Below are 24,763 nucleotides of genomic sequence, written 5' to 3'. Positions count from 1 at the left end.
TCGGGGGCGCTCCCGAACAACACCACGACCGTCGTGGCTCGCCGGTCCCGGCTCGGCGCTCACGCGCCGTCCGGGAAGACGCCGAGGAGGGGAGGGAGCGAGGGGGCGGAACGATGGCAGCGCCATTCTTCTCATGCCGACCGAGGGTGCCAATGGATCCCGGCGCTCCGGCTTCGCCTGCGGCCGGGATGACGCCTGAGAAAGGGTCACGCCCACCCATCCTCTCCCGACCCCACCCGGCGCGACTCACCCGCCTCCGGAACAGGGCAACAGCCTCCCGCAACCGCATCTTCCCGCCGCACGCAAGGCAAAAGGCCGGCCGGCGGGGCTTGTGTTGCGGCGCGCGGGCCAGTATAAGGCGCGCATTCCACACGCAGGGTCGGTTTTCGTCACGGACGGGGTCCATCCGGTGTCGGTGCGTGAGCACTGTCACACCCTGCGGAGGTACAACCGGAAAATCAAGGAGTTGCAAGGCCATGGCCCTGCCCGATTTCACGATGCGCCAGCTTTTGGAAGCCGGTGTCCACTTCGGCCACCAGAAGCACCGCTGGAACCCCAAGATGGGGAACTACATTTTCGGCGTGCGCAACAACATCCACATCCTGGATCTCGCCCAGACCGTGCCCTTGCTGCACCAGGCGCTGAAGACCGTGTCCGACACGGTTGCCGCCGGTGGCCGCGTGTTGCTGGTCGGCACCAAGCGCCAGGCGCAGGAGTCGGTCGCCGACGCTGCCCGCCGCTCGGCCCAGTACCATGTCAACGCCCGCTGGCTCGGCGGCATGCTGACCAACTGGAAGACCATCTCCCAGTCGATCCAGCGCCTGCGCAAGCTTGAAGAGACCCTCGGCAATCCGAGCGGCCTGACCAAGAAGGAGCGGCTGTTCATGGACCGCGAGCGCGAGAAGCTCGAGCGGAACCTGGGCGGCATCAAGGATATGGGCGGCCTGCCGGACCTCCTGTTCGTCATCGACACCAACCGCGAGGCCATTGCCATCCAGGAGGCCAAGCGCCTCGGCATTCCGGTCGCCGCGATCATCGACAGCAACTGCGATCCGGACGGCATCGACTTCCCGGTTCCGGGCAATGACGACGCCGGCCGCGCCATCACCCTCTATTGCGACCTGATCGCGCGCGCTGCCATCGACGGCATCTCCCGCGCCCAGGGTGGCATGGGCATCGATGTCGGCGCCGCCGAGGAAGCTCCGGTCGAGCCGGTCCTCGAGGCTGTCGAGGCCGCCGCGCCCGCCGAGGCGGTCGAGGAAGCCCAGGCCTGACAGAGGTTGCGCGCCGGCGGCGATTGACCGCCGGCCGTCACGGTGTCCGGCGGGGCCGTCCCGCCGGCTGCCGCCCTTTCGGCGGCATCTGTCATCATTCTTAAGCATGGCCTCGGCTACAGGTGCCGGGGTGACAACCCGTCAACGAGGCAATCTATGAGCATTTCCGCTGCGATGGTGAAGGAGCTCCGCGAAAAGACCGGCGCGGGCATGATGGACTGCAAGGCAGCCCTCACCGAGACCAACGGCGACATGGAAGCGGCCATCGACTGGCTGCGGACCAAGGGCCTGGCCAAGGCCGCCAAGAAGGCCGGGCGTGTTGCCGCCGAAGGCCTGGTCGGCGTCGCCGCCGAGGGCAGCAAGGCCGCCGTCGTCGAGCTGAATTCCGAGACCGATTTCGTCGCCCGCAACGATGCGTTCCAGGCGCTGGTTTCCGGCACCGCCAAGGCGGCGCTGGCGGTCGGCGGCGATGTCGAGGCGCTCGGCAACGCGGCCTTCCCGGGCTCGTCCAAGTCCGTGTCCGATTCGATCAAGGACGCCATCGCGACCATCGGCGAGAACATGTCGCTGCGCCGCGTCGCCGTGCTGTCGGTGCCGGCCGGCGTCGTCGCCACCTATGTCCACAGCGCGATCGCCGACAGCCTCGGCAAGATCGGCGTGCTGGTGGCGCTTGAGTCCGAGGCCGATGCCGCCGAGCTCAACGCCTTCGGCCGCAAGATCGCGATGCATGTGGCGGCGACCAATCCGCTGTCGCTGAGCGTCGAGGATCTCGATCCGGAGGTCGTGGAGCGCGAGCGCCAGATCTTCGCCGAGCAGGCGCGCGAATCGGGCAAGCCGGAGAACATCATCGAGAAGATGGTCGAGGGCCGTCTGCGCAAGTTCTACGAGGAAGTCACCCTCGTGAAGCAGGCCTTCGTGATCGATCCGGACAAGACCGTCGAGCAGGCCGTCGAGGCCTGCGCCAAGGAGCTGGGCAAGCCGGTGAAGCTGGTCGGCTTCGTGCGCTATGCGCTCGGCGAGGGCATCGAGAAAGAAGAGACCGATTTCGCCGCGGAAGTCGCGGCGGCCGTCGGCAGCTAAGTTCAAGGGGCGCCGGTCATTCCGGCGCCCTTCCTCTATGCGCGCAAGCCGGTCCGTCCGATCGGCTTGCGTTTTCGTGTGCAGTCAAGACACACTGCCCAGATCACAGCGAGACGAACAATGACGGGAAAACTCCGCTGGCGGCGCGTGCTGGTCAAGCTTTCGGGCGAGGCGCTGATGGGCTCGCAGGACTTCGGCATCGATCCTGAGACGGTCGGCCGGGTGGCGAAGGAAATCGCCGAGGCGGTGTCGCTCGGCGCCCAGGTCGGCGTCGTCGTCGGCGGCGGCAACATCTTCCGCGGCGTCGCCATCGCCGCCAAGGGCGGCAACCGGGTCACCGGCGACCACATGGGCATGCTGGCGACGGTGATGAACTCGCTGACGCTGGCCGACGCGCTCAGGCGCCTCGGCGTTCCCGCGCGCGTCCTGTCCGCCGTGCCGGTGCCCTCGATCTGCGAGACCTTCACCCAGCGCGGCGCCGAGCGCTACATGGAGGACGGCGACGTCATCGTCTTTGCCGGCGGCACGGGCAATCCGTTCTTCACCACCGACAGCGGCGCGGCCTTGCGCGCGGCGGAGATGCGCTGCGATGCCTTCCTGAAGGGCACCAGCGTCGACGGCGTCTATTCCGACGACCCGAAGAAGGTGCCGGATGCCGAGCGCTACGACACGCTCACCCCCGGCGAGGTGCTGGGCCGCGACCTCAAGGTGATGGACGCGACCGCCATCGCGCTGGCGCGCGACAATGCCATTCCGGTCATCGTCTTCTCGATTCGCACCCCCGGCGCCCTGGTCGAGGTGATGAACGGCTCCGGCCGCTATACGGTGATCTCCGACTAGGAGAGCCGCCGGACGGCGCGGCGTCCCTGCAAAAGCGGCTGTAAGGCCTTGCCTTTGCGGCCACCGTCATGGAAATAAGACGCGACGGTTTCGCGCCCTGAGGATCCTTCCGGGGCGTCGCTTCAATAAGTGAGGACAAGATGGCGGACCAGGGTATCGATTTTGGCGACCTCGAGCGGCGGATGAGCGGCGCGCTTGGCGTGCTGAAGACGGATCTCGCCGGCCTTCGCACCGGCCGCGCCTCGTCCAGCATGATGGATCCGATCACGGTGAACGCCTACGGCTCCGAAATGCCGATCAACCAGGTGGCGACGGTGAGCGTGCCGGAGCCGCGCATGATCTCCGTGCAGGTGTGGGACAAGTCGATGGTCGGCGCCGTGGAGCGCGCCATCCGCGAATCCAATCTCGGCCTCAATCCGGTGGTCGACGGCACGACGCTGCGCCTGCCGATCCCGGAGCTCAACGAGGAGCGCCGCAAGGATCTCATCAAGATCGCCCACAAATACGCCGAACAGTCGAAGGTCGCCGTGCGCCATGTGCGCCGCGACGGCATGGACACGCTGAAGAAGCTGGAGAAGGACGGCGCGATCAGCGAGGACGACAGCCGCGTCCACGCCGACAAGGTGCAGAAGATGACCGACGAGATGATCGCCGAGATCGACTCGATGCTGGCCAAGAAGGAACAAGAAATCTCCCAGATCTGATCCGAAGATCGCGGCCCGATCGAAGAGGCGGGGAGCAGGACATGACGGTGACGGCGGGCCTTGACATGGCCGCCCCGGCCGAGCCCGGGGACGGCAGCGCTGTGCCTCGGCATGTCGCCGTGATCATGGACGGCAACGGCCGCTGGGCGGTGGCGCGCGGCCTGCCGCGCACCGAGGGGCACCGGGCCGGGGTCTCCGCCCTGCGGCGGATCGTCCGCCATGCCGCCGCGCGCGGCGTCGAGGTGCTGACGATCTTTTCCTTTTCTTCGGAGAACTGGAGCCGTCCGGCGGCCGAGGTCGGCTTCCTGATGTCGCTGCTGGAGCGTTTCGTGCGGCGCGACCTTGCCGAGATCCACCGCCAGAACGTGCGGGTGCGGATGATCGGCGAGCGCAGCGGTCTGGAGCCCTCGATCCTGTCGCTGATCGAGGAGGGCGAGGCGCTGACCCGCGACAACACCGGCATGGTCCTCGTCGTCGCCTTCAATTACGGCGCCCGCAACGAGATGGTGCGCGCCATGCGCGCCCTTGCCGAGGACGTCGCTGCCGGCCGTATCGCGCCGCAGGCCATCGACGAGGCGGCGATCGCCGCGCGGCTCGACACGGCGGATCTGCCGGACCCGGACCTTCTCATCCGCACCAGCGGCGAGCAGCGGCTCTCCAACTTCCTGCTGTGGCAGTCCGCCTATAGCGAGTTCTACTTTCCCGACCTGCACTGGCCGGACTTCGACGAGGCGGCCTTCGACCGCGCGATCGAGGCCTATTCCGCCCGCGACCGCCGGTTCGGCGGCCTCTCGGCGAAAGTCGCCAGATGAGCGAGGGGGCCGCGGGGGGAGGCAGGCCCAGGCCGACGGAATTGAAGCTGCGGGTCGTCTCGGCCCTGCTGCTGGCCCCGGCGGTGCTGGCCGTCACCTGGTTCGGCGGCTGGGCCTTTGCCGCCGGCGCGGCGCTGTGTTCGGCGATCCTCTTGCAGGAATGGACGGTGATCGTCGGCGCCACCCGGCGGCGCGTGGCCGTTGCGCTGGCAGCGCTCGGCACAGGCGCCATGCTGCTGGCGGCGGCGCTCGGCCTGGTGCCGCTTGCCATCGGCCTTGCCTTTGCGGTCGCCGCGCTGCTCTGGGTCTGGGGGCAGGTGTCGGGGATCGCTGCGATCGGCTGGATGGGGACCGGCGTTCTCTATGCCGGGCTGACCGGCGTCGTGCTGATCGCCTTCCGGCTCGGCACGGACGGGGTGATCATGATCCTCTTCCTGTTCGCCGTCGTATGGTCGACCGATATCGCCGCCTATTTCGCCGGACGGCGGATCGGCGGGCCGAAACTGTGGGTGCGGGTGTCGCCGAAGAAGACCTGGAGCGGCGCGCTTGGCGGGCTTGCTGCCGCCCTCGTGGTCGGGGCGCTGACGGCGGCGCTGGTCGGGCGGGCGCCGGCGGCGCTGTGGATCGTCTCGGCCGGCATCCTTTCGGTGTTCTCGCAGGCCGGCGACCTCTTGGAATCCGCCCTGAAGCGGCATTTCGGCGTGAAGGATTCCGGCCATATCATTCCCGGCCACGGCGGGGTGATGGACCGGGTCGACGGCCTGACCGGGGCCGGGGTGCTCGGCTATCTGGTGGCGGCGGCGGTTGCCGGCTCGCTGGCCGATCCGGTCGGCGCGGTGATCGCGCTGCAGGGGTATTGATGTCTTGAAGACACGCGCGGACAGCATCGCGACGACCGGGGCCGGGCCGCAGGCGGGTTTGCCGCCCCTGCGCCTCACCGTGCTCGGCGCGACCGGCTCCATCGGCGGCTCGACGCTCGACCTCGTCTCGCGCAATCGCGAGCGCTTCCATGTCGTCGCGCTCACCGCCAACGACCGGGCCGAGGACCTGGCGCGCGCCGCCATCGCGGTCGGCGCCGAGCATGCGGTGGTCGCCGATCCCGCCGCCTATCAGCGGCTGAAGGACGCACTCGCCGGCACCGGCATCACCGCGGCGGCCGGGCCTTTGGCGGTGCGCGAGGCGGCGGCGCGGCCGGCCGACATGGTGATCGCGGCCATTGTCGGGGCGGCCGGGCTGGAGCCGACGATCGCGGCGGCGGCGCGCGGCACCACCATCGGCCTTGCCAACAAGGAATGCCTCGTCTGCGCCGGCGATCTGTTCATGGCGGTCGCGCGCGGGGCGTCCGCCACCATCCTGCCGGTCGATTCCGAGCACAACGCCGTGTTCCAGGTGTTGGAGCGCGGCAATCTCGACCAGGTCGAGAAGCTGACGCTGACCGCCTCCGGCGGGCCGTTCCGCACCCTGTCGCTGGAGGCGATGCGCGGCGTCACGCCGGAGGCGGCGCTGCGCCATCCCAACTGGAGCATGGGCACGCGCATTTCCATCGACAGCGCCACGATGATGAACAAGGGCTTCGAGATCATCGAGGCGTCGCACCTGTTTCCGCTCGGGCCGGAGCAGCTCGAGGTCCTGGTGCATCCGCAATCCGTGGTGCATGGCATGGTGCAGTATCGCGACGGCTCGCTGCTCGCCCAGCTCGGCGCGCCGGACATGCGCACGCCGATCGCCCATTGTCTCGCCTGGCCGCGCCGCATGGCGACGCCGGCGCTGCGCCTTGATCTTGCCGCATTGGCAACGCTCAGCTTCGAGGCGCCGGATCCGCTGCGGTTTCCGGCCCTGCGGATCGCCCGCGAGGCGATGGTCGCGGGGACGGCCGCGACGGCCGCTCTCAACGCCGCCGATGAAATCGCCGTCAGGGCCTTCCTGGATCGCGGGATCGGGTTCCTCGATATCGCGGCGACGGCCGAGACCGTGCTGGAGCGCATGGCGGCCGCCGGCGATCTGGCCGAGCCGGGCTGCGTCGACGACGTACTTGGGATCGACGGAATCGCCCGCGGCCGGGCGCTCGAGGCGATTGCGGCAAGGGTCGGCTAGCCGTCATGGATGGCGGCCGGGAACGGGTTGTTAATACGCAGGGACGACACTGCCGACCCGGCAAGGAGATGACATGGAACTGATCGGATCGCTGTTCGGGTCTTTCGCGGGCTACGCGCTGCCGTTCCTGTTCGTGCTGACCGTGGTGGTGTTCTTCCACGAGCTCGGCCACTTTCTGGTGGCGCGCTGGTGCGGGGTGCGGGTGCAGGCGTTCTCGGTCGGCTTCGGCCCGGAACTGTTCGGCCGCACCGACCGGCACGGCACCCGCTGGAAGCTCTCGGTCATCCCGCTCGGCGGCTATGTCAAGTTCGCGGGCGACGAGAACGAGGCGAGCGTGCCCGACCGGGAGGCGCTTGGCCGCATGAGCGCGGAAGAGCGCGCCGGCGCCTTCCAGACCAAGCCGGTGTCGCGCCGCGCGGCCATCGTCGCCGCCGGTCCGATCGCCAATTTCCTTCTCGCCATCGCCATTTTCGCCCTGCTGTTCGGCCTGTTCGGCCGGCCGGAGATCTCGCCGCGCGTCGATGCCGTCCAGCCGGACAGCGCCGCGCAGGAGGCCGGCCTTGCCGAGGGCGACCTGGTCCTGGCCATCGACGGGCAGCCGATCCAGACCTTCGCCGAGATGCAGCGGATCGTCAGCGTCAGCGCCGGCGAGCAGCTCACCATGCTGGTGGATCGCGGCGGCCAGCAGGTCACCGTCGAGGTGACGCCGCAGCGGCGCGAGATCACCGACCGTTTCGGCAATGTCCAGTCGATCGGCCTGCTCGGCGTCAGCCGCAGCGCCAGCCAGGAGGATGTGGTGGTGCGCCGCTTCGGCCCGGTGGAGGCCGTCGTCGAGGGCAGCCGCGAGACCTGGTTCGTGGTGACGCGCACCGCCGGCTATCTCGCCGGCATCGTCACGGGGCGCGAATCCGCCGATCAGCTCGGCGGGCCGATCCGCGTCGCGCAGATTTCCGGGCAGGTGGCGACGCTCGGCTTCGCCGCGCTGCTCAATCTGACGGCGGTGCTGTCGGTCAGCATCGGCCTGCTCAATCTCCTGCCGATCCCCATGCTCGACGGCGGCCATCTGCTGTTCTACGCGGCCGAGGCGCTGCGCGGAAAGCCGCTCAGCGAGCGGGCGCAGGAATACGGTTTCCGCATCGGCATCGCGATCGTGCTGTTCCTGATGGTGTTCGCGACATGGAACGACGTGCTCCATCTCAGTTCCCTCTAGGCGGGGACAGATACGGGAGCGTGTCGCAGGTGCAACGATCCGGCGGGAAACGGGATTTGCGGACTCTGGGCGGTTGCGTCCGGTCCAAAAGCCTGTAAAACGACTGACGGATATAGAGAATCTCGACCGCCTTGCCTGTCGCCTCCGGCGACATATCAAGGGCTTGGCGGAAAAGCGAAGGCGAAGCGTCCTTATGCAGCGTGTGCAGAACCTGACCAGAACGATCCTGGTGGCGGCCGTGATGAGCGGTGTGGCCCCGATCCTGCCATGGAACTTTGCCGGCCTCGGGGTCGATGAAGCTGCCGCGGCGGTGGTCAACCGGATCGTCGTTCGCGGCAACACCCGTATCGAGGCCTCGACCGTCGAGAGCTACCTGACGATCCGGCCCGGCCGCGCCTTCGGGCCGGCGGAGGTGGACGAGTCGCTGAAGACGCTCTACGCGACCGGCCTGTTCGAGGATGTGTCGATCAACCAGCAGGGCGGCTCGCTGGTGGTGACGGTGACCGAGAACCCGATGGTCAACCGCATCTCCTTCGAGGGCAATCGCCGTCTCGACGACAAGACGCTGAGCGGCGTGGTGCGGACCGAGGAGCGGTCGATGCTGACCCGCGCCAAGGTGCAGTCCGACGTCCAGAACGTGCTGGAGGCCTATCGGCGCTCCGGTCGCTACCGCGCGACCGTCGAGCCCAAGATCATCAGCCGCTCCAACAACCGCGTCGACCTCGTCTTCGAGATCAACGAGGGCGACCGCACCGGCATCGAGCGCATCACCTTCATCGGCAACAGCAAGTTCAGCGACGGCCGCCTGCGCGACGTGATCCGCACCCGCGAAAGCGGGCTGCTGAGCTTCCTGCGCACCACCGACTCCTTCGATCCCGACCGTCTGGACGCGGATCAGGAGATGCTGCGTCAGTTCTACTATCGCCATGGCTATGCGGACTTCCGCATCATCTCGGCGGTCGCCGACCTCGACCGCGAGGAGAACGTCTTCTACGTCACCTTCACGGTGGAAGAGGGCGAGCAGTATACCTATGGCGAGATCGACCTGCAGACCACGCTGAGCGATGTCGATCCGGACGGCCTGCGCCGCAAGATCCGCACCTCGGAAGGGCGCACCTATTCCTCGCTCGAGGTCGAGAAGACGCTCGAGGACATGACCCTCGACGTGTCGCGCCAGGGCTACGCCTTCGCGCAGATCCGTCCGCGCGCCACCCGCGACTACGAGAACCGCAAGATCTCGCTGACCTATTTCGTCGAGGAAGGGCCGCGCGTCTATATCGAGCGGATCAACATCCGCGGCAACGACCGGACCCGCGAATATGTCATCCGCCGCGAGTTCGACCTCGCCGAGGGCGATGCCTTCAACCGCGTGCTGCTCGACAAGGCCGAGCGCCGGCTGAAGGACCTGCAGTTCTTCAAGGACGTGCGCATTTCCACCTCGCGCGGCAGCTCGCCGGATCGCATCGTCGTCAATGTCGATGTCGAGGAGCAGGCGACCGGCGAGATCGGCTTCGGCGTCGGCTATTCCACCTCGGACGGCGTCATCGGCGACATCACGCTGCAGGAGCGCAATTTCCTCGGCCGCGGCCAGTTCGTGCGCGCCAAGGTCGGCGCCGGCTCGTCCACCCGCGCCTATGAGTTCGCCTTCACCGAGCCGTATTTCCTCGGCCGGCGCATCTCGCTGTCGCTCGACGTCTATCGCCGCGACTACAAGCGCAACGACTATCGCGCCTATGACAGCAAGACCACCGGCGGCTCGGTCGCCTTCGGCCTGCCGCTGCGCGACGACGAGCTGCGGCTGAACCTGATCTACCGCGTCTTCGACGAGAAGCTGACCTGGAAGACCCCGACCTCGCTGTCCGGCGGTCTGCAGTCCTCGCTCGGCCGCAACCTGACCTCGTCGATCGGCTACTCGCTGGTCTATGACACCCGCGACAGCAAGCGCGATCCGCGCGACGGCTTCTACGTCGCCTTCGCGCAGGACTTCGCCGGCGTCGGCGGCAATTCGCGCTATCTGTCGACCACCGTCGACGCCCGCGCCTACAAGGAGATCCTGCCCGAGTGGGGCGTGATCGGCATCCTGCGCACCGGCGGTGGCTATCTCAACGGCCTCGGCAAGGACCTGCGCTCGTCCGAGCAGTTCCAGCACAACGATAGCTGGCTGCGCGGCTTCGAGATGCAGGGCATCGGCCCGCGCGACTCGCATACCGGCAACTCGCTGGGCGGCCGCTGGTATGTCCATGCCAACGCGGAAGCCGAGTTCCCGATCCTCGGCCTGCCGCGCGAGCTCGGCCTGTCGGGCGCCGTGTTCACCGATTTCGGCGCCCTGTGGGATGCCGACCGGGCGATCACCAATTGCGTCGTCGCCGGGTGCGGCGGGGCGACCCCGGCCACGGTTCAGTCCAACGGCTTCGCGCCGCGCGTGTCGGCCGGTTTCGGCATCAAGTGGGCCTCGCCCTTCGGTCCGATCCGGGCGGATTTCGCCTGGCCGATCATCAAGGAAACGGGCGACCGGACGCAGTTCTTCCGCATCGGCGGCGGCACGCGCTTCTGATCGCGCCGACGGTCTCGTGTTGAAAGCCGGCCGCCGACATTCGGCGGCCGGATTCATTGTGGGACCCAAGCATTGGAAAGACGATGAGCGATCCCAGTTTCTTTGCCCCCTTCGATCCGGTCGATCTCGCGACGGTGGCCGAATGGGTGAGGGGAGACCTGCCGCGCGGCGGCGGGGAGGTGCGGGTGTCCGGCGTCGCGCCGCTTGAGGATGCCTCGGCCGGCGACATCGTCTTCTTCGACAATCCCAAATATCTGCCGATGCTGGCGCAGACCGTGGCTGCCGCCTGCATCGTCGCGCGTAAACATGCGGACAAGGTGCCGGACGGCGTCGTGCCGCTGGTTGCCGACCAGCCCTACAAGGCCTGGGGCCTGCTGCTCGCGCGCCTCTATCCCGCTGCCATGCGCCCCCTCGCGCTCGACGGCACGGGGGCGGGCGTCTCGCCGCATGCGCGCATCGACCCTTCTGCGCGGCTCGAGGACGGCGTCACCGTCGAGGCCGGCGCGGTGGTGGGGCCGGGGGCCGAGATCGGCTCGGGCACCCGCGTGCAGGCGAATGCGGTGATCGGCGCCGGCGTGCGCATCGGCCGCGACTGCAGCATCGGCGCCAACGCGGTGCTGCAGCACACGCTGCTCGGCGACCGGGTGATCCTGCATCCGGGCGTGTGCACCGGGCAGGACGGCTTCGGCTTCGCGATGGGGCCGGGCGGCCACCTCAAGGTGCCGCAGATCGGCCGCGTCATCATCCAGAACGACGTCGAGATCGGCGCCAACACCACGGTCGATCGCGGCGCCAATCGCGACACCATCGTCGGCGAGGGAACGAAGATCGACAATCAGGTCCAGATCGGCCACAACGTGGTGATCGGCCGCCATTGCGTCATCGTCTCGCAGGTCGGCATTTCCGGCAGCGCGACGCTGGAGGACTATGTGGCGATCGGCGGGCAGACCGGCGTGCGCGGCCATGTCACCATCGGCATGGGCGCGCAGATCGCCGCCGTCAGCGTGGTCGAGGACGATGTGCCGGCCGGGGCGCGCTATGGCGGCGTGCCGGCCAAGCCGGTAAAGGTCTGGTTCCGCGAGATGATGACACTGGCGCGGCTTGCCGAGCGTGGCGGCGCGCCGGCGCGGGACAAGGGCTGAAGACTTTGGACAGAAAGAATTGCCTGGGGACGGACGAATGAGCGAAGGCGAAACAAAAGAACTGGCAAGCGCCGATATCATGCGGATCCTGGAGCTGCTGCCCCACCGCTATCCCTTCCTGATGGTCGATCGGATCGTCGAGATGGACGGGGACAATTCCGCCGTCGGCATCAAGAACGTGACCGCCAACGAGCCGCATTTCCTCGGGCATTTCCCGAACCAGCCGGTGATGCCGGGCGTGCTGATCATCGAGGGCATGGCGCAGACCGCCGGCGCGCTCTGCGTGCATTCGCGCGGGCCCTCGAACACGCCGAAGCTGGTCTATTTCATGACCATCGACAAGGTGAAGTTCCGCAAGCCGGTGCTGCCGGGCGACCAGCTTCGCTACCGGATGACGAAGATCCGCAACCGCACCAACATCTGGAAGTTCGAGGGCATTGCGACGGTCGACGGCGTCAAGGTCGCCGAGGCCGAGATCAGCGCCATGCTGGTCGACCACTGAGGTGGACATGATGGCAGCTCACTCCGCAATCCACCCTTCGGCGGTCGTCGAGGACGGCGCCCGGCTCGGCGAGGGCGTGTCCATCGGGCCGTTCTGCCATGTCGGGCCGCAGGTGGTGCTCGGCGACGGCGTGGTGCTGAAGTCGCATGTGGCGGTGGCCGGGCGGACCACGGTCGGGGCGCGGACGCAGGTCTTTCCCTTCGCCTCGGTCGGCCACCAGGCGCAGGACCTCAAGTATCGCGGCGAGACGGCGAGCCTGACGATCGGCACCGACTGCATCGTCCGCGAGGGCGTCACCCTCAATCCGGGGACCGAGGGCGGCGGGCTGGAGACGGTGATCGGCAACCGCTGCGCCTTTCTCGCCAATTCCCATGTCGGCCACGATTCCCGCCTCGGCGACGGGGTGATCCTGTCCAACAACGTGATGATCGCCGGCCATGTCACGGTCGGCAACCACGTCATTTTCGGCGGCGGCGCGGCGGTGATCCAGTTCACCCGCGTTGGCGACCATGCCTTTGTCGGCGGGCTTGCCGGCCTTGAGAACGACCTCATTCCCTTCGGCATGGTGATGGGCAACCGCGCCCGGCTCAACGGGCTCAACCTTGTCGGCCTGAAGCGGCACGGCTTTGCCCGCGAGGACATCCATGCCCTGCGCAATGCCTACAAGGACCTGTTCGAGAGCTCCGAAGGCACGCTGCGCCAGCGCGCCGAGGCCGTCGCCGCCGCCTATGAGGGCGTTGCCCTCGTGCGCCGGGTGACCGATTTCATCCTGGTCGAGACCGACCGCCGCTTCTGCACGCCGGCCCTGGAAGGGTAGCTCCAGCCGGACGGGACCGGACCATGTCAGAGCCGAGCCTGAGCGAGGAGGGGACCGTTGCCGTCATCTGCGGCGGCGGGCGGTTGCCGGTGGAGGTGATCCGCGCGGCGCGCGAGCGCGGCCGCCGGGTCGTTGCCATCGCCATTCGCGGCGAGGCGGATCCGGCCGTCGACGATTTCGCGCCGCTGCATCTCGGCTGGGGCCAGATTGGCAAGCTGGCGAACCATCTGCAGAGCGAGGGCGTGCGCGAGCTGGTGATGATCGGCAGCGTCACCCGCCGGCCGGAGCTGCGCGAGATCCTCGGCGATCTCGGCACCGTTCGCCGGCTGCCGAAGATCCTCGCCTCGCTCGCCGGCGGCGACGATTCCCTGCTGAAAAAGGTCATCCGCCTGTTCGAGGACGAGGGCTTCCGCGTCGTCGGGGCGCATGAGGTCGCCCCGCAGCTTCTGGCGACGCCGGGCTGCATGGCCGGGCCCGAGCCGCGCGGCGATCTGCTCGCCGACCTTCGCCTTGGCGCGGCCGCCGTCGCCGAGCTCGGCCGCCTCGACATCGGCCAGGCCGCCGTCTGCCTCAACGGGCGGATCATCGCCGTCGAGGGGGCGGAGGGCACCGACGCCATGCTGGAGCGCTGCCGCGACCTGCGGGCGCGCGGCCGGGTGCGCGGCAAGGGCGGGGTGCTGGTGAAATGCGCGAAGCCTGGCCAGGACCTGCGCGTCGATCTTCCCACCATCGGCCCCGGCACCGTGGAAAAGGTGGTGGAGGCGGGCCTTGCCGGCATCGCCGTCGAGGCCGGGCGGGTGCTGATCGCCGAGCGGGGCGAGGCGCTGGCCCTGGCGGCGCGCCAGGGCGTGTTCGTCTTCGGCATTTCCGGCCAGGTGACGGGATCTTCGGAGGATCGGGCATGAGCGAGGGCGCATCGCGGCCGCTGCGGATCTGCATCGTTGCGGGCGAGGAGTCCGGCGACCAGCTTGCCGCGCCGATGATGGCGGCGATCGCCGCGCGGGCCGGCGGGCCGGTGGAATTCTTCGGCGTCGGCGGCGAGCGGATGGAAGCGCAGGGGCTCAACAGCCTCTTTCCCATCGAGGACATCGCCGTCATGGGTCTTTCCGCCGTGCTGGCGCGGCTGCCCTCCATCGTCCGCCGGGTCTACCAGACCGTCGACGATGTGGTGGCGAAGGCCCCCGACGCGCTGGTCATCGTCGACAGTCCCGATTTCACCCACAATGTCGCCAAGCGGGTGCGCAAACGCGCGCCGGCCATTCCCATCGTCGGCTATGTCTCGCCCTCGGTCTGGGCCTGGCGGCCGGGCCGGGCGCGGCGGATGGCCGCCTATGTCGATCATCTGCTGGCGATCCTGCCCTTCGAGCCGGCGGTGCACGAAAAGCTCGGTGGGCCGCCGACCAGCTATGTCGGCCATTCCTTGATCGAGCGGGCCGCCGCTTTCCGACCCGCCGCCGGCGAGAGGCGGTCGCTGGAGGAGGCGCCGCCGGTGCTGTTGATGCTGCCGGGCAGCCGGCGCAGCGAGGTGACGCGGCTGTTGCGGGATTTTCGCGGCGCCGTCGACATCCTGCGCCAGGCGCATCCCGATCTTGAGGTGGTGCTGCCGGCGGTGGCGCGGCTGCGGCCGCTGATCGAGGAACAGCTCGCCGACTGGCCGAACCCGCCGCTGCTGGTCACCGGCGAGGCGGAGAAGCTTGCCGCCTTCCGCCGCGCCCATGCGGCGCTCGCCGCCTCCGGCACCGTGTCGCTGGAACTGGCGATCTCCGGCGTGCCGATGGTCATCGCCTACAAGCTCGACTGGTTCTTCCGCCGCATCAAGGATCTCAACCGGGTGCTGCCGATCGCCAGCGTCACCTCCATGGTGCTGCCCAACATCATCCTTGGCGACAATGTCGTGCCGGAGTTCCTCGACGACGACGCCAATCCCCGCGCGCTGGCCGGCGCGGTCGCCCCGCTGCTGATCGACAGCCCGGCCCGCCGGCGGCAGGTCGAGGTCTTCGCCCGGCTCGACACGGTCATGCGGCTTGCCGGCGACGAGAGCCAGGCGGGCGCCGCCGCGCGTATCGTTCTGGAGGCCGCCCGGCGCGCGTGACAGGTGCGTGATGGGCACATGGCGGGTGCGCCACCGGCTCGCGATGGGGCTGGTGACGGGTGCGCGACGGGCTGGTGACGGGCGCCGCCCCCGCGTCGTGGCCGATGGGCCGGATTTGGCGCGATTGAGACGGCCGTCGCAATTTTGCGCTGAAATTTTGCAAAATCCGTCTCAATAATTTTATATATATATCAATGGCTTGGCAAAATATTGAGTTTCGCCTCGCAATTTTTCCGAGCCCTTTTCGGCCACTTGTCCCCGCTGTGATGACAGGGATGGTGCTTTCTATCCCCGTTTGCCGCACCGGCGTTGAGAAGCCGCGTCCCAGCCCCGCGCCGGTCCTTCGTTCTCCTGGTCGTCGCTCACTCCCGCGCACGCGCCTCTCCCTCGGCCTCGTCCGGGACGACCTCCTGAGAACTGGCACGGCCGTCGCCGCACCCTCCGAGGTCACCCCGGCAAGCGCAGCGCGAGCCGGGGCCTATTCGTTCCCAGAGCGGCGGCGAGGACACGCCCGCGCGAACCCCACGTTCAGCCTGTCGTCCCCAACGCAAAAGGCCGCCCGGAGGCGGCCTTTCGAACCTGGACTTGTCGATCCGCTCAGCGGCGCTGGGAGACCGGCAGGTAGTCGCGCAGCGCCGCGCCCGTGTAGAGCTGGCGCGGGCGGCCGATCTTCTGGGACGGATCCTCGACCATTTCCTTCCACTGGGCGATCCAGCCGACGGTGCGGGCCAGCGCGAACAGCACGGTGAACATGGTGGTCGGGAAGCCGAGCGCCCGCAGGGTGATGCCCGAATAGAAGTCGATATTCGGGTAGAGCTTCTTCTCGATGAAGTAGTCGTCGTTGAGCGCGATCCGCTCCAGTTCCATGGCGACGTCGAGAAGCGGATCGTCCCGGATGCCGAGCTCGGCCAGAACTTCATGCGTGGTCTTCTGCATGATGCGGGCGCGCGGGTCGTAATTCTTGTAGACCCGGTGGCCGAAGCCCATCAGACGGAACGGATCGTTCTTGTCCTTGGCGCGGGCGATGTATTCCGGGATGCGGTCGACCGAGCCGATTTCCGACAGCATGTTGAGCGCCGCCTCATTGGCGCCGCCATGCGCCGGGCCCCACAGGCAGGCGATGCCGGCCGCGATGCAGGCGAAGGGGTTGGCGCCCGAAGACCCGGCAAGACGCACGGTCGAGGTCGAGGCGTTCTGCTCGTGATCGGCATGGAGGATGAAGATCCGGTCCATGGCACGGGCGAGAACCGGGTTGACCTTGTATTCCTCGCAAGGCACCGCGAAGCACATGTGCAGGAAGTTCGAGGCGTAGTCGAGGTCGTTGCGCGGATATACGAAGGGCTGGCCGACATGATACTTGTAGGCCATCGCCGCCAGCGTCGGCATCTTGGCGATCATCCGCAGGCTCGCCACCATGCGCTGGTGCGGGTCGGAGATGTCGGTCGAGTCGTGGTAGAAGGCCGAGAGCGCGCCGACGGTGCCGACCATGATCGCCATCGGGTGGGCGTCGCGGCGGAAGCCGGTGAAGAAGCGGCTCATCTGCTCGTGGATCATCGTGTGATAGGTCACGCGATGCACGAAGTCGTCCTTCTGGGCCTTGGTCGGAAGCTCGCCGTAGAGCAGCAGGTAGCAGCTCTCCAGGAAGTCGCCGTGCTCGGCCAGTTGCTCGATCGGATAGCCGCGATACAGCAGCGTGCCTTCGTCGCCGTCGATATAGGTGATGGCGGATTCGCACGAGGCCGTCGAGGTGAAGCCGGGATCGTAGGTGAAACAGCCGGTCTGTCCGTAGAGAGAGGCGATGTCGACCACGTCGGGGCCGATGGAGCCGGGCCGAACCTTCAGGTCCCAGGACCTGTCACCGATCGTCAGCTTGGCAGTGTTCTCGCTCATTCAGGCTACCCCCTTGTATGAAGCGCGCCGCGGGAAGGTCCGGACCGGCCTCCAGGAGAGGCTGGAGTGTGCCGGACGCACGGCGGGAGGAAAGGTCGAATGTTGCGTATCCCATTTGTCCGCTCCCCGCAAGCGCGCCTCCCTAACGCTTTCGTCACAGGGTGACGGGGGATTCATGTGAACCGCGGGCGGCGGCCGGGATCGGGCCGCCGCGTGGGTGCGGCCGGCGCAGGCGCCGTGCCGGATCGGGTCAGCCGGCGGCCTGGTCGGCGATGCGGGCGAGCGAGTCCTCGCGGCCGAGCACGGCCAGCACATCGAAGATGCCGGGCGAGGTGCCGCGGCCGGTCAGCGCCGCGCGCAGCGGCTGCGCCGCCTTGCCGAGCTTCAGGCCGGTCTCCTCGGCATAGGCGCGCACGGCCGCCTCGGTGGTCTCCGCGTCCCAGCTATCGAGCGCGGACAGGCGGGCGTGCAGGTCGGCGAGCACCTTGCGCGCCTCGTCCGCCTCCAGCAGCGCGGCCGCCTTCTCGTCCATGGCGAGCGGGCGCTGGACCCATAGGTATTCGGCGCTGTCGGCGAGCTCGACCAAGGTCTTGGCGCGCTCCTTCAACCCCGGCAGGGCCGCGCGGAACATCTCGACATGCGCCGGGTCCTGCAGCCAGTCGCGCAGGCCTTGCGCGTTTTCCGCATGCGGCAGGAAGCTGGTGAAGTCGGCGAGCAGTTCGTCCGTGCCGGCGGCGCGCATGTAGTGGCCGTTGAGGTTCTCCAGCTTCTTGAAGTCGAAGCGCGAGGGCGACTTGCCGATGGCGTCGAGATCGAACCAGCCGGTCATCTCGTCGGTCGAGAAGATCTCGGCATCGCCATGGCTCCAGCCGAGGCGGGCGAGATAGTTGCGCATGGCGGCCGGCAGATAGCCCATGGCGCGATAGGCCTCGACGCCGAGGGCGCCGTGGCGCTTGGAGAGCTTGGCCCCGTCCGGTCCGTGGATCAGCGGGATATGCGCCATCACCGGCACGTCCCAGCCGAGCGCCTGGTAGATCAGCGTCTGGCGGGCGGCATTGGTCAGGTGGTCGTCGCCGCGGATGATATGGGTGACGCCCATGTCGTGATCGTCGACGACGACGGCCAGCATGTAGGTCGGGGTGCCGTCGGAGCGCAGCAGCACCAGGTCGTCGAGATCCTTGTTCGGGAAGACGACACGGCCCTGCACCTTGTCCTCGATCACCGTCTCGCCGTCGACCGGCGCCTTGAGGCGGATCGCCGGCTTGACGCCGGCCGGCGCCTCCGAGGGATCGCGGTCGCGCCAGCGCCCGTCATAGCGCGGCGGCAGGCCGTTGGCGCGCTGCTCCTCGCGCATCGCCGTCAGCTCCTCCGGCGTTGCGTAGCAGCGATAGGCGAGGCCCTTCTCGACCAGGCTCTCGGCCGCCTCGCGGTGGCGGGCGGCGCGGGCGAACTGCGAGATCGCCTCGCCCTGCCAGTCGAGACCGAGCCAGGTCAGCCCGTCGAGGATCGCGGCAATCGCCGCATCGGTGCTGCGTTCCCGGTCGGTGTCCTCGATCCGCAGCAGCATCTGGCCGCCGAAGCGGCGGGCATAGAGCCAGTTGAACAGCGCCGTACGGGCGCCGCCGATATGCAGATAGCCGGTCGGGGAGGGCGCAAAGCGCGTGACGACGGGAGAGTTCATTCAACAAGGCCTCGTGATCGGTGGCGGAGCCGGCGCGGTGCGTCCGGACAGCCTTCGGAATTATCGGTGCCGTTTCGCGTCTTGCGCGAAGGTCGGTTGCAATGCAACGCTTCGGTCCTGGCACGGTCGGCGACCGTGTAGCACAGCGGCGGCGCGCCACCAATGCCCGAGAGATCGGCAGCGCGCGGCCAGGGCGGAGGGGCGGCTGGGGTGTCCCGGGCAAGCGAGGGCGACGAGGACAGGCAGGTGCCGCCGGGCGGGCTCCCGGAGGCACTGCCGGGCGCTTTGCCGGAGCGGCAGGGCAGCCGAGGCGGCGGCCGGGGAGACCCGCGCCGCTGGCCTGCGCTTGCCTCGCCGCCGCTCGCGGCCCTGCTCGCCCGTCGCCGGGCGGCTCGCGCAGGATGGCACGAGGAAGAGGGGGCGGGGACAAGATTTGCCGCCGCCTGCCGCGAAAGCCTGGCGCAGGGGCGGGGGCTTGCCTTCGCCGCGCTCGCCTTCAGCCTCGGCATTGCCGCCTATTTCCGACTGCCGGCGGAGCCGCAGGTGCTGGTCGTCGCGCCGGCGACGCTGCTGGCCTGGGCCGGCTGGCGGCTCGCCGGGCGGCGGGGGGCGGGGGCGCTGCCGCTCTTGGTGCTGGCCCTCGTGCTGTCGGGGCTGCTGGCGGGGACAGCGCGCACCGCGCTGGTCGCAGCCCCGGTGATCGACCGGGCGCGCAGCCTCACCGTCAGCGGTTTCGTCGAGGAGGTCGAGCGCACCGGGCGGGGCGTGCGGCTGGTGCTGCAAGTGGTGAGTGCCGAGCGGCTGGCGGCCGAGGCGACGCCCCGCCGCGTCCGGGTGTCGCTGCGCGGCGCCGCGCCGACCGACCTGCCGCGGGTGGGCGAGGCGGTGACGCTGCGCGCAAGGCTGGCGCCGCCGGCGCCCGCGGTGATGCCCGGCGGCTATGACTTCGCCTTCCGGGCGTTCTTCGACGGGATCGGCGCCAGCGGCTTTGCCTTCGGCGCGCCGCGCCGCATCGACCTCGGACCGGCGCCGCTCGCCTTGCGGGCGAAGGCCGAGGTCGCCGGCCTGCGCCAGGCGATTGCCGCGCGCATTCTCGCAGCGCTCGGCGAGACGCCGGCGGCGGCGCTCGCCATCGCGCTGATCACCGGCGACCGCTCGCTGATCCCCGAGCCGGTGACGGAGGCGCTGAGGACCGCCGGGCTCGCCCATATCCTGGCGATTTCCGGCCTGCACATGGCGCTGTTCGCCGGCTCCGTCTTCTTTGTCGTGCGCGCCGCGCTGGCGCTGTCGCCCCGCCTTGTCCACGGCGCCCGGATCGAGGCCGTCGCGGCCCTGGCCGCGCTGCTGGCGGCGGCCTTCTATCTGACGATTTCCGGCGGCTCGATCGCGACGCAGCGGGCGTTCCTGATGATCGCGCTGGTCCTGGCGGGGCGGATCTTCGCCCGGCGGGCCTTGACCCTCAGGAACGTGGCGATCGCCGTCTTCGTGATCCTTGCGGTCATGCCCGAGGCGCTGCTCGATCCCGGCTTCCAGATGTCCTTTGCCGCCGTCATCGCGCTGGTCGCGGCCTATGAGGAGCTGACCCGGCGGCGGCTGGCGCGGGAGCAGCGCGCCCTGCCGCGCCGGGGCCTGCTGCCGCGGGCGACGGCAGGCGCGATGGGGTGGATCTGGGGCCTGCTGCTGACCTCGCTGATCGCCGGCGTGGCGACCGGGGCGATCGGCGCCTATCACTTCCACCGGATCGCGCCGCTGGGGCCGCTCGGCAACCTGCTGGCGATGCCGGTGGTGACGCTGGTGGTGATGCCCTTCGCGGCGCTGTCGCTGCTGCTGCTGCCCTTCGGGCTCGAACTCCTGCCGCTGCTGGCGATGGGGGCGGGCGTCGACCAGGTCGTCGCCATGGCGCAATGGGTGAAGGAGCTGACGCCGGAGGACGGGGTGATCGGCGCGCCCTCGCTCGCCGGCACGCTGGCGGTGGTGGCGGCCGGGCTCACCGCCTGCCTTGCGCCGCGCGGCTATCGCCGCGCCGCGCTGGTCCCGCTCGCCGCTTCCGTGCTGTTCTATGCGGGGCACCGGCAGCCGGACATGCTGGTCTCGGCGAATGGCGGGACGCTCGCCCTGCGCGATGCCGCCGGCGTGCTGCGGGTGTCGGGACGGACGAGCGGCTTCCTGCCGGAGGTCTGGCTGCGGGCGGAAGGGGTCGGCGTGCGCCATCACCGCGAGCGGCGGATCGCGCGCGCGGACATGCGCTGCGACGACACGGCCTGCCTGCTGCGGGCGCATGGTCCGCCGGGACTGGGTCCACCCGCCGCCCATGCTCCGCCCGCCCAGGGACGGCCCATACAGGACCCGCCTGCACAGACCCCGCCCATACAGGACCCGCCCATACAGACCCCGCACGCACAGGGTCTGGCCAAACGGGACCGGCCAGGACAGGCTCCACCGCTGCAGGCTCCACCCTTGCAGGGCCCGCACGCACAGGGGCAGCCGGAGACGTCGCCCGCCGCGCAGGTGCCCGGCGCTCAGACGTCTGTCCCTCAGGTGCCCGCCGCACAGACGTCTGCCGCACAGACGTCTGTCGCTCAGGTGCCCGGCGCACGGCATGCACCCGCAGACGGGCCAACGGAGGCGGGTGGAAGGCCCGGTCCCGCGGCGCAGGGTCCGCCGGCGCTGCTGGTCTCGCTGGTGCGGGACAGCGCCGCCTTCGAGGAGGACTGCCGCAAGGTCGATATCATCGTCTCGGCGCTCAACGCCCCGCCCGGGTGCCGGGCGCGGCTGGTGATCGACGGGGCACGGCTTGCCCGGGAGGGCGCCGTCGCGCTCACTTTCGGTGCGCCGGATATCCCGGTCGCGTCCCGATCAACGCCCGCACAGGCACCGTCCGCTGCGCCGTCGCCCTCGAGCGCAGGTGGCGCTCTTGCCGTCGCGGTGCGCCCGAGCTACGGGCTTCGCCGGCCCTGGATGCCGAAATGACGCCGAAATGACGCCCAACTGCCGCCGGACTCACGCCCAACGGGCAATGCCTCATCCGAACCGGGCGCGCCGGCCCGGCGCCGAAGGGCTCTCTCAACGCGGGCCCCAGCCTCGGCCCGTTCAGCCGTGGCCCGCCCGCCCTGGGTCCGCCCTCAGTAGCGGCGGAACAGCGACACCAGCTTGCCCTGGATGCGCACCCGTCCGGGCCCGAAAATGCGGGTCTCATAGGCCGGATTGGCCGCCTCCAGCGCCACGGAGGCGCCCTTCTTGCGCAGGCGCTTCAAGGTCGCCTCCTCGTCGTCGATCAGGGCGACGACGATGTCGCCGCTGTCGGCGCTGTCGGAGCGGCGGATCACCACCGTGTCGCCGTCGAGAATGCCGGCCTCGATCATCGAATCGCCGCGCACTTCCAGCGCATAGTGATCGCCAGTGCCGAGCAGGTCGGCCGGCATGGCGATGGTGTGGCTGTGCGTCTGGATCGCCTCGATCGGCACGCCGGCGGCGATGCGGCCCATCACCGGGATCTCAACGCTGTCATTGGCCGGCATCGGCGGGGGGGGGGGGGCCTCGACCGGCGGCAGCTTGCCGCGCGAGCCCTCGATGACGGAGGGCGAGAAGCCCTGGCCGCGCGCCGAGGCAAGGCCGGGGGAGACGGATTCGGGCAGCTTGATGATCTCCAGCGCCCTGGCGCGGTTCGGCAGGCGGCGGATGAAGCCACGCTCCTCCAGCGCCGTGATCAGCCGGTGGATGCCCGACTTGGAGCGCAGGTCGAGCGCGTCCTTCATCTCATCGAAGGAGGGCGGAACGCCGGTCTCCTTCAGCCGCTCATGGATGAACAGGAGCAATTCGTGCTGCTTGCGCGTCAACATGCGCGTGGGTCCCCCCGTTCCGGTTCAGACGTCTCGGCGCAAGCGCCGCCAAATTCCAAAACCCATGACGTCCTACGTCGTGTGGTCGAGCACCTTCGGCTCGGGCCTTCGGATCATGCCGTCGGCGCGAGCGTTTCCGCCTCCGCCGCCATCGCCGCGCGCACCCCCCTTATTGGTGGCCGTGCAAGGGCATGGAGCACCACCAAGGGAGCCGCCCATCGCGACTCAAGCCCATGTACAAATCATGAACGCAGTCTAACCGTTCCCGCCTTGTTCCACAAGCGATTCCGCCCGCCAAGGCCGCGCCAGGTCGAGATGTCCTGCGTCCGGCGAGAGATGACCGGCGCGGACCTCACCCTCGATGCGGCGCAGGCGCGCAGGAAACCGTCCTCTTTTCAAGAGTTTGCGAGATCGGCTCGGGCAAGGTTCGGGCGCTGTATCGGAGGTTCTAGCCCTGCGGCAGGCGCAGAACCGGCACCGGCGTGCCGGCGGGCGCGGGGGCGGCGTGGGGCGGGCGCACCACCAGCGCGTCGGCGCGGGCGAGCGTTGCCAGCATCGAGGAATCCTGCCGTTCGAACGGCGCGACGCGCTCCGTGCCGTCGTTCTCGCGCAGGATGCGGGCCCTCAGATAGTCCTCGCGCTGGTCGTTGCCGCCGATATCGGCGGCCAGCGGCAGCAGGTCTGCGTCGCGCCGGTGCGGCGGGCGGCCGAGCAGGGCCTCGATCAGCGGCCGCAGGAAGAGAACGCCGCAGACGAGGCTGGAGACGGGATTGCCGGGCAGGCCGAGGACGCGCATGTCCTCGATCCGGCCGGCCATCAGCGGCTTGCCGGGCCGCATGGCGATGCGCCAGAAGCCGAGGTCCATGCCGGCGGCGGCGAGGACCTCCTGCACCAGGTCGTGGTCGCCGACGGAGGCACCGCCGAGGGTGACGAGAATGTCGGCCCGGGCCGCACGCGCCTCGGCGATCTTGCCGGCGATGTGCTCACGCCGGTCGGCGGCGATGCCGAGCTGCAGCGCCTCGCCGCCGCAATCCTCGACGAGCGCGGCAATGCCGGCATGGTTGGAGGCGATGATCTGGTCCGGTCCCGGCTGCTCGCCCGGCTCGACCAGTTCGTCGCCGGTGGCGAGGATCGCGACCTTCGGCCGGCGGCGCAGCTCCAGAGCGGGATGGTTCATGGCGGCGGCCAGCGCAAGCCGGCGATAGTCGAGCCGCGTGCCGGCGGCGAGCAGCACCTCGCCCTTGGTGAAATCGAGCCCGGCGGGGCGCACGAAACGGCCGAGCGGGGCGCTGTCCAGCGCGGTGACAGCGTCGCCGTCGCGACTCGTGTTTTCCTGGATCAGCACGGTGTCGCTGCCTTCGGGAAGCGGCGCGCCGGTGAAGATGCGGACGGTCTCGCCGGCGCGGATGGCACCCGCAAAGGCGCGGCCCGCCGGGGCCTCGCCGATCAGCTTCAGCGTTGCGGGGGTGGCGGCGATGTCGGCCGCGCGCACGGCATAGCCGTCCATGGCGGAGGCGGGAAAGGGCGGCTGGGTGCGGGTCGCGGCAAGGTCGGCGGCGAGCACGCGGCCATTGGCGCTGGCGAGCGGCACGGTCTCTGCTCCGAGCGGTTTGACGCCGGTGAGTAACCGCGCCAGGGCCTCGTCGACCGAGATCAGCGCCATGTCAGCCATGCCCCATTCTAGCCGGGCCTCATATCAGCCTGGTTGCGTCTCGCTCGCTGCCGTCCAGTCGCCGGACTTGCCGCCGGACTTTGCGACAACGCGGATGCCGCCGATGGTCATGCCCCGGTCGACGGCCTTGGCCATGTCGTAGATCGTGAGGCACGCGAGCGAACAGGCGGTCAGCGCCTCCATCTCGACGCCGGTCTGGCCCGAAACGCGGGCCATCGCGGTGACGCGCAGGCCCGGAAGCGCCTCGTCCGGCACGATGTCGACGGCGACCTTGGACAGCAGCAGCGGATGGCAGAGCGGCACCAGTTCGTGGGTGCGCTTGGCGGCCATGATGCCGGCGATGCGGGCGGTGGCGATGACATCGCCCTTCTTCGCCGAGCCGGAGAGGATCAGCGCCAGCGTTTCCGGCTTCATGCGCACATGGCCTTCGGCCCGCGCCTCGCGGGAGGTCACGTCCTTGGCCGAGACGTCGACCATGTTGGCCGCGCCGCTCTCGTCCAGATGGGTCAGGCGCGGGGAAGCGTCTCCGGAAGGGTCGCCAGAAGGGGTATCGGCCATGG

The 24,763-nt window shown here is 69.4% G+C and carries 20 protein-coding genes; 15 read left to right on the top strand and 5 right to left on the bottom strand.

Going from position 1 to position 24,763, the window contains the following annotated elements:
• Positions 1–476 precede the first annotated feature (476 nt).
• The 14 genes from rpsB to lpxB all read left to right on the top strand — a co-directional run bounded on the left by rpsB (position 477) and on the right by lpxB (position 15,121).
• Positions 477–1,274, top strand: coding sequence for a 30S ribosomal protein S2 (gene rpsB, locus P2PM1_RS08155; RefSeq protein ID WP_186387966.1), 798 nt, complete (start codon positions 477–479; stop codon positions 1,272–1,274).
• A gap of 156 nt (positions 1,275–1,430) precedes the next feature.
• Positions 1,431–2,354 (top strand): translation elongation factor Ts, encoded by a 924-nt coding sequence (tsf, locus tag P2PM1_RS08150; RefSeq protein ID WP_186398764.1) that lies wholly within the window; start codon positions 1,431–1,433, stop codon positions 2,352–2,354.
• Positions 2,355–2,474: 120 nt separating this feature from the next.
• Positions 2,475–3,194, top strand: coding sequence for a UMP kinase (gene pyrH / locus P2PM1_RS08145; protein ID WP_186395146.1), 720 nt, complete (start codon positions 2,475–2,477; stop codon positions 3,192–3,194).
• A 140-nt stretch (positions 3,195–3,334) separates the two neighbouring features.
• Complete coding sequence (frr, locus tag P2PM1_RS08140; RefSeq protein ID WP_186387969.1) at positions 3,335–3,898, top strand: ribosome recycling factor; 564 nt, start codon at positions 3,335–3,337, stop codon at positions 3,896–3,898.
• 41 nt (positions 3,899–3,939) lie between these two features.
• A complete protein-coding gene (locus tag P2PM1_RS08135; protein ID WP_186398763.1) occupies positions 3,940–4,710 on the top strand; it encodes an isoprenyl transferase in 771 nt (256 codons plus the stop codon).
• Entirely contained in the window at positions 4,707–5,570 is an 864-nt protein-coding gene (locus P2PM1_RS08130) for a phosphatidate cytidylyltransferase (RefSeq protein WP_186398762.1), read from the top strand. The genes P2PM1_RS08135 and P2PM1_RS08130 overlap by 4 nt, the downstream gene beginning before the upstream one ends.
• A gap of 25 nt (positions 5,571–5,595) precedes the next feature.
• The gene (gene dxr / locus P2PM1_RS08125) at positions 5,596–6,804 is read left to right on the top strand and encodes a 1-deoxy-D-xylulose-5-phosphate reductoisomerase (protein ID WP_208985223.1); all 1,209 of its coding nucleotides are present in this window, start codon (positions 5,596–5,598) and stop codon (positions 6,802–6,804) included.
• Positions 6,805–6,877: 73 nt separating this feature from the next.
• Entirely contained in the window at positions 6,878–8,014 is a 1,137-nt protein-coding gene (rseP, locus tag P2PM1_RS08120) for an RIP metalloprotease RseP (RefSeq protein WP_186387972.1), read from the top strand.
• Positions 8,015–8,207: 193 nt separating this feature from the next.
• Positions 8,208–10,568, top strand: coding sequence for an outer membrane protein assembly factor BamA (gene bamA / locus P2PM1_RS08115; RefSeq protein WP_186395150.1), 2,361 nt, complete (start codon positions 8,208–8,210; stop codon positions 10,566–10,568).
• A gap of 83 nt (positions 10,569–10,651) precedes the next feature.
• Positions 10,652–11,710, top strand: coding sequence for a UDP-3-O-(3-hydroxymyristoyl)glucosamine N-acyltransferase (gene lpxD, locus P2PM1_RS08110; RefSeq protein ID WP_186398761.1), 1,059 nt, complete (start codon positions 10,652–10,654; stop codon positions 11,708–11,710).
• 37 nt (positions 11,711–11,747) lie between these two features.
• Entirely contained in the window at positions 11,748–12,212 is a 465-nt protein-coding gene (fabZ, locus tag P2PM1_RS08105) for a 3-hydroxyacyl-ACP dehydratase FabZ (protein WP_186387975.1), read from the top strand.
• 7 nt (positions 12,213–12,219) lie between these two features.
• Positions 12,220–13,029 carry an acyl-ACP--UDP-N-acetylglucosamine O-acyltransferase gene (lpxA, locus tag P2PM1_RS08100; RefSeq protein WP_186398760.1) on the top strand — a complete coding sequence of 270 codons (810 nt, stop codon included), beginning with the start codon at positions 12,220–12,222 and terminating at the stop codon, positions 13,027–13,029.
• A gap of 23 nt (positions 13,030–13,052) precedes the next feature.
• On the top strand, positions 13,053–13,934 hold the full coding sequence (locus P2PM1_RS08095) for an LpxI family protein (protein WP_186387977.1): 882 nt from the start codon (positions 13,053–13,055) through the stop codon (positions 13,932–13,934).
• Positions 13,931–15,121 (top strand): lipid-A-disaccharide synthase, encoded by a 1,191-nt coding sequence (gene lpxB, locus P2PM1_RS08090; protein ID WP_186398759.1) that lies wholly within the window; start codon positions 13,931–13,933, stop codon positions 15,119–15,121. Before P2PM1_RS08095 ends, lpxB begins: the two co-directional genes overlap by 4 nt.
• A gap of 597 nt (positions 15,122–15,718) precedes the next feature.
• On the opposite strand, the gene gltA is transcribed toward lpxB, so the two are convergent.
• Both gltA and gltX read right to left on the bottom strand, forming a co-directional pair.
• On the bottom strand, positions 15,719–17,011 hold the full coding sequence (gene gltA, locus P2PM1_RS08085) for a citrate synthase (protein WP_186387979.1): 1,293 nt from the start codon (positions 17,009–17,011) through the stop codon (positions 15,719–15,721).
• Between the two features lie 250 nt (positions 17,012–17,261).
• Complete coding sequence (gltX, locus tag P2PM1_RS08080) at positions 17,262–18,692, bottom strand: glutamate--tRNA ligase (RefSeq protein WP_186398758.1); 1,431 nt, start codon at positions 18,690–18,692, stop codon at positions 17,262–17,264.
• Positions 18,693–18,902: 210 nt separating this feature from the next.
• Here gltX and P2PM1_RS08075 point away from each other — a divergent pair, with 210 nt between their 5' ends.
• Entirely contained in the window at positions 18,903–21,662 is a 2,760-nt protein-coding gene (locus tag P2PM1_RS08075; protein ID WP_186398757.1) for a ComEC/Rec2 family competence protein, read from the top strand.
• 152 nt (positions 21,663–21,814) lie between these two features.
• Here the strand turns inward: P2PM1_RS08075 and lexA are convergent, their stop codons facing one another.
• The 3 genes from lexA to moaC form a co-directional block, all read right to left on the bottom strand.
• Positions 21,815–22,531, bottom strand: coding sequence for a transcriptional repressor LexA (gene lexA / locus P2PM1_RS08070; RefSeq protein WP_186398756.1), 717 nt, complete (start codon positions 22,529–22,531; stop codon positions 21,815–21,817).
• Between the two features lie 448 nt (positions 22,532–22,979).
• The gene (gene glp / locus P2PM1_RS08065; protein ID WP_186398801.1) at positions 22,980–24,194 is read right to left on the bottom strand and encodes a gephyrin-like molybdotransferase Glp; all 1,215 of its coding nucleotides are present in this window, start codon (positions 24,192–24,194) and stop codon (positions 22,980–22,982) included.
• Positions 24,195–24,227: 33 nt separating this feature from the next.
• Positions 24,228–24,761, bottom strand: a complete 534-nt coding sequence (gene moaC, locus P2PM1_RS08060; RefSeq protein ID WP_186398755.1) for a cyclic pyranopterin monophosphate synthase MoaC — start codon at positions 24,759–24,761, stop codon at positions 24,228–24,230.
• Positions 24,762–24,763: the final 2 nt, after the last annotated feature.

Origin of the sequence: Stappia sp. P2PMeth1, from assembly GCF_900185735.1 — a bacterium.
Lineage (GTDB): Bacteria > Pseudomonadota > Alphaproteobacteria > Rhizobiales > Stappiaceae > Stappia.
The sequence above is the reverse complement of the archived record's forward strand: the minus strand, read 5'-3'. Positions and strand labels throughout refer to the sequence as shown.

What these genes read in the sequence shown, in the direction of transcription:
- rpsB (WP_186387966.1), top strand. Translation starts at nt 477, where the DNA reads ATGGCCCTGCCCGATTTCACGATGCGCCAGCTTTTGGAAGCCGGTGTC.
- tsf (WP_186398764.1), top strand. Translation starts at nt 1,431, where the DNA reads ATGAGCATTTCCGCTGCGATGGTGAAGGAGCTCCGCGAAAAGACCGGC.
- pyrH (WP_186395146.1), top strand. Translation starts at nt 2,475, where the DNA reads ATGACGGGAAAACTCCGCTGGCGGCGCGTGCTGGTCAAGCTTTCGGGC.
- frr (WP_186387969.1), top strand. Translation starts at nt 3,335, where the DNA reads ATGGCGGACCAGGGTATCGATTTTGGCGACCTCGAGCGGCGGATGAGC.
- P2PM1_RS08135 (WP_186398763.1), top strand. Translation starts at nt 3,940, where the DNA reads ATGACGGTGACGGCGGGCCTTGACATGGCCGCCCCGGCCGAGCCCGGG.
- P2PM1_RS08130 (WP_186398762.1), top strand. Translation starts at nt 4,707, where the DNA reads ATGAGCGAGGGGGCCGCGGGGGGAGGCAGGCCCAGGCCGACGGAATTG.
- rseP (WP_186387972.1), top strand. Translation starts at nt 6,878, where the DNA reads ATGGAACTGATCGGATCGCTGTTCGGGTCTTTCGCGGGCTACGCGCTG.
- bamA (WP_186395150.1), top strand. Translation starts at nt 8,208, where the DNA reads ATGCAGCGTGTGCAGAACCTGACCAGAACGATCCTGGTGGCGGCCGTG.
- lpxD (WP_186398761.1), top strand. Translation starts at nt 10,652, where the DNA reads ATGAGCGATCCCAGTTTCTTTGCCCCCTTCGATCCGGTCGATCTCGCG.
- fabZ (WP_186387975.1), top strand. Translation starts at nt 11,748, where the DNA reads ATGAGCGAAGGCGAAACAAAAGAACTGGCAAGCGCCGATATCATGCGG.
- lpxA (WP_186398760.1), top strand. Translation starts at nt 12,220, where the DNA reads ATGATGGCAGCTCACTCCGCAATCCACCCTTCGGCGGTCGTCGAGGAC.
- P2PM1_RS08095 (WP_186387977.1), top strand. Translation starts at nt 13,053, where the DNA reads ATGTCAGAGCCGAGCCTGAGCGAGGAGGGGACCGTTGCCGTCATCTGC.
- lpxB (WP_186398759.1), top strand. Translation starts at nt 13,931, where the DNA reads ATGAGCGAGGGCGCATCGCGGCCGCTGCGGATCTGCATCGTTGCGGGC.
- gltA (WP_186387979.1), bottom strand. Translation starts at nt 17,011, where the DNA reads ATGAGCGAGAACACTGCCAAGCTGACGATCGGTGACAGGTCCTGGGAC.
- gltX (WP_186398758.1), bottom strand. Translation starts at nt 18,692, where the DNA reads ATGAACTCTCCCGTCGTCACGCGCTTTGCGCCCTCCCCGACCGGCTAT.
- lexA (WP_186398756.1), bottom strand. Translation starts at nt 22,531, where the DNA reads ATGTTGACGCGCAAGCAGCACGAATTGCTCCTGTTCATCCATGAGCGG.
- glp (WP_186398801.1), bottom strand. Translation starts at nt 24,194, where the DNA reads ATGGCGCTGATCTCGGTCGACGAGGCCCTGGCGCGGTTACTCACCGGC.
- moaC (WP_186398755.1), bottom strand. Translation starts at nt 24,761, where the DNA reads ATGGCCGATACCCCTTCTGGCGACCCTTCCGGAGACGCTTCCCCGCGC.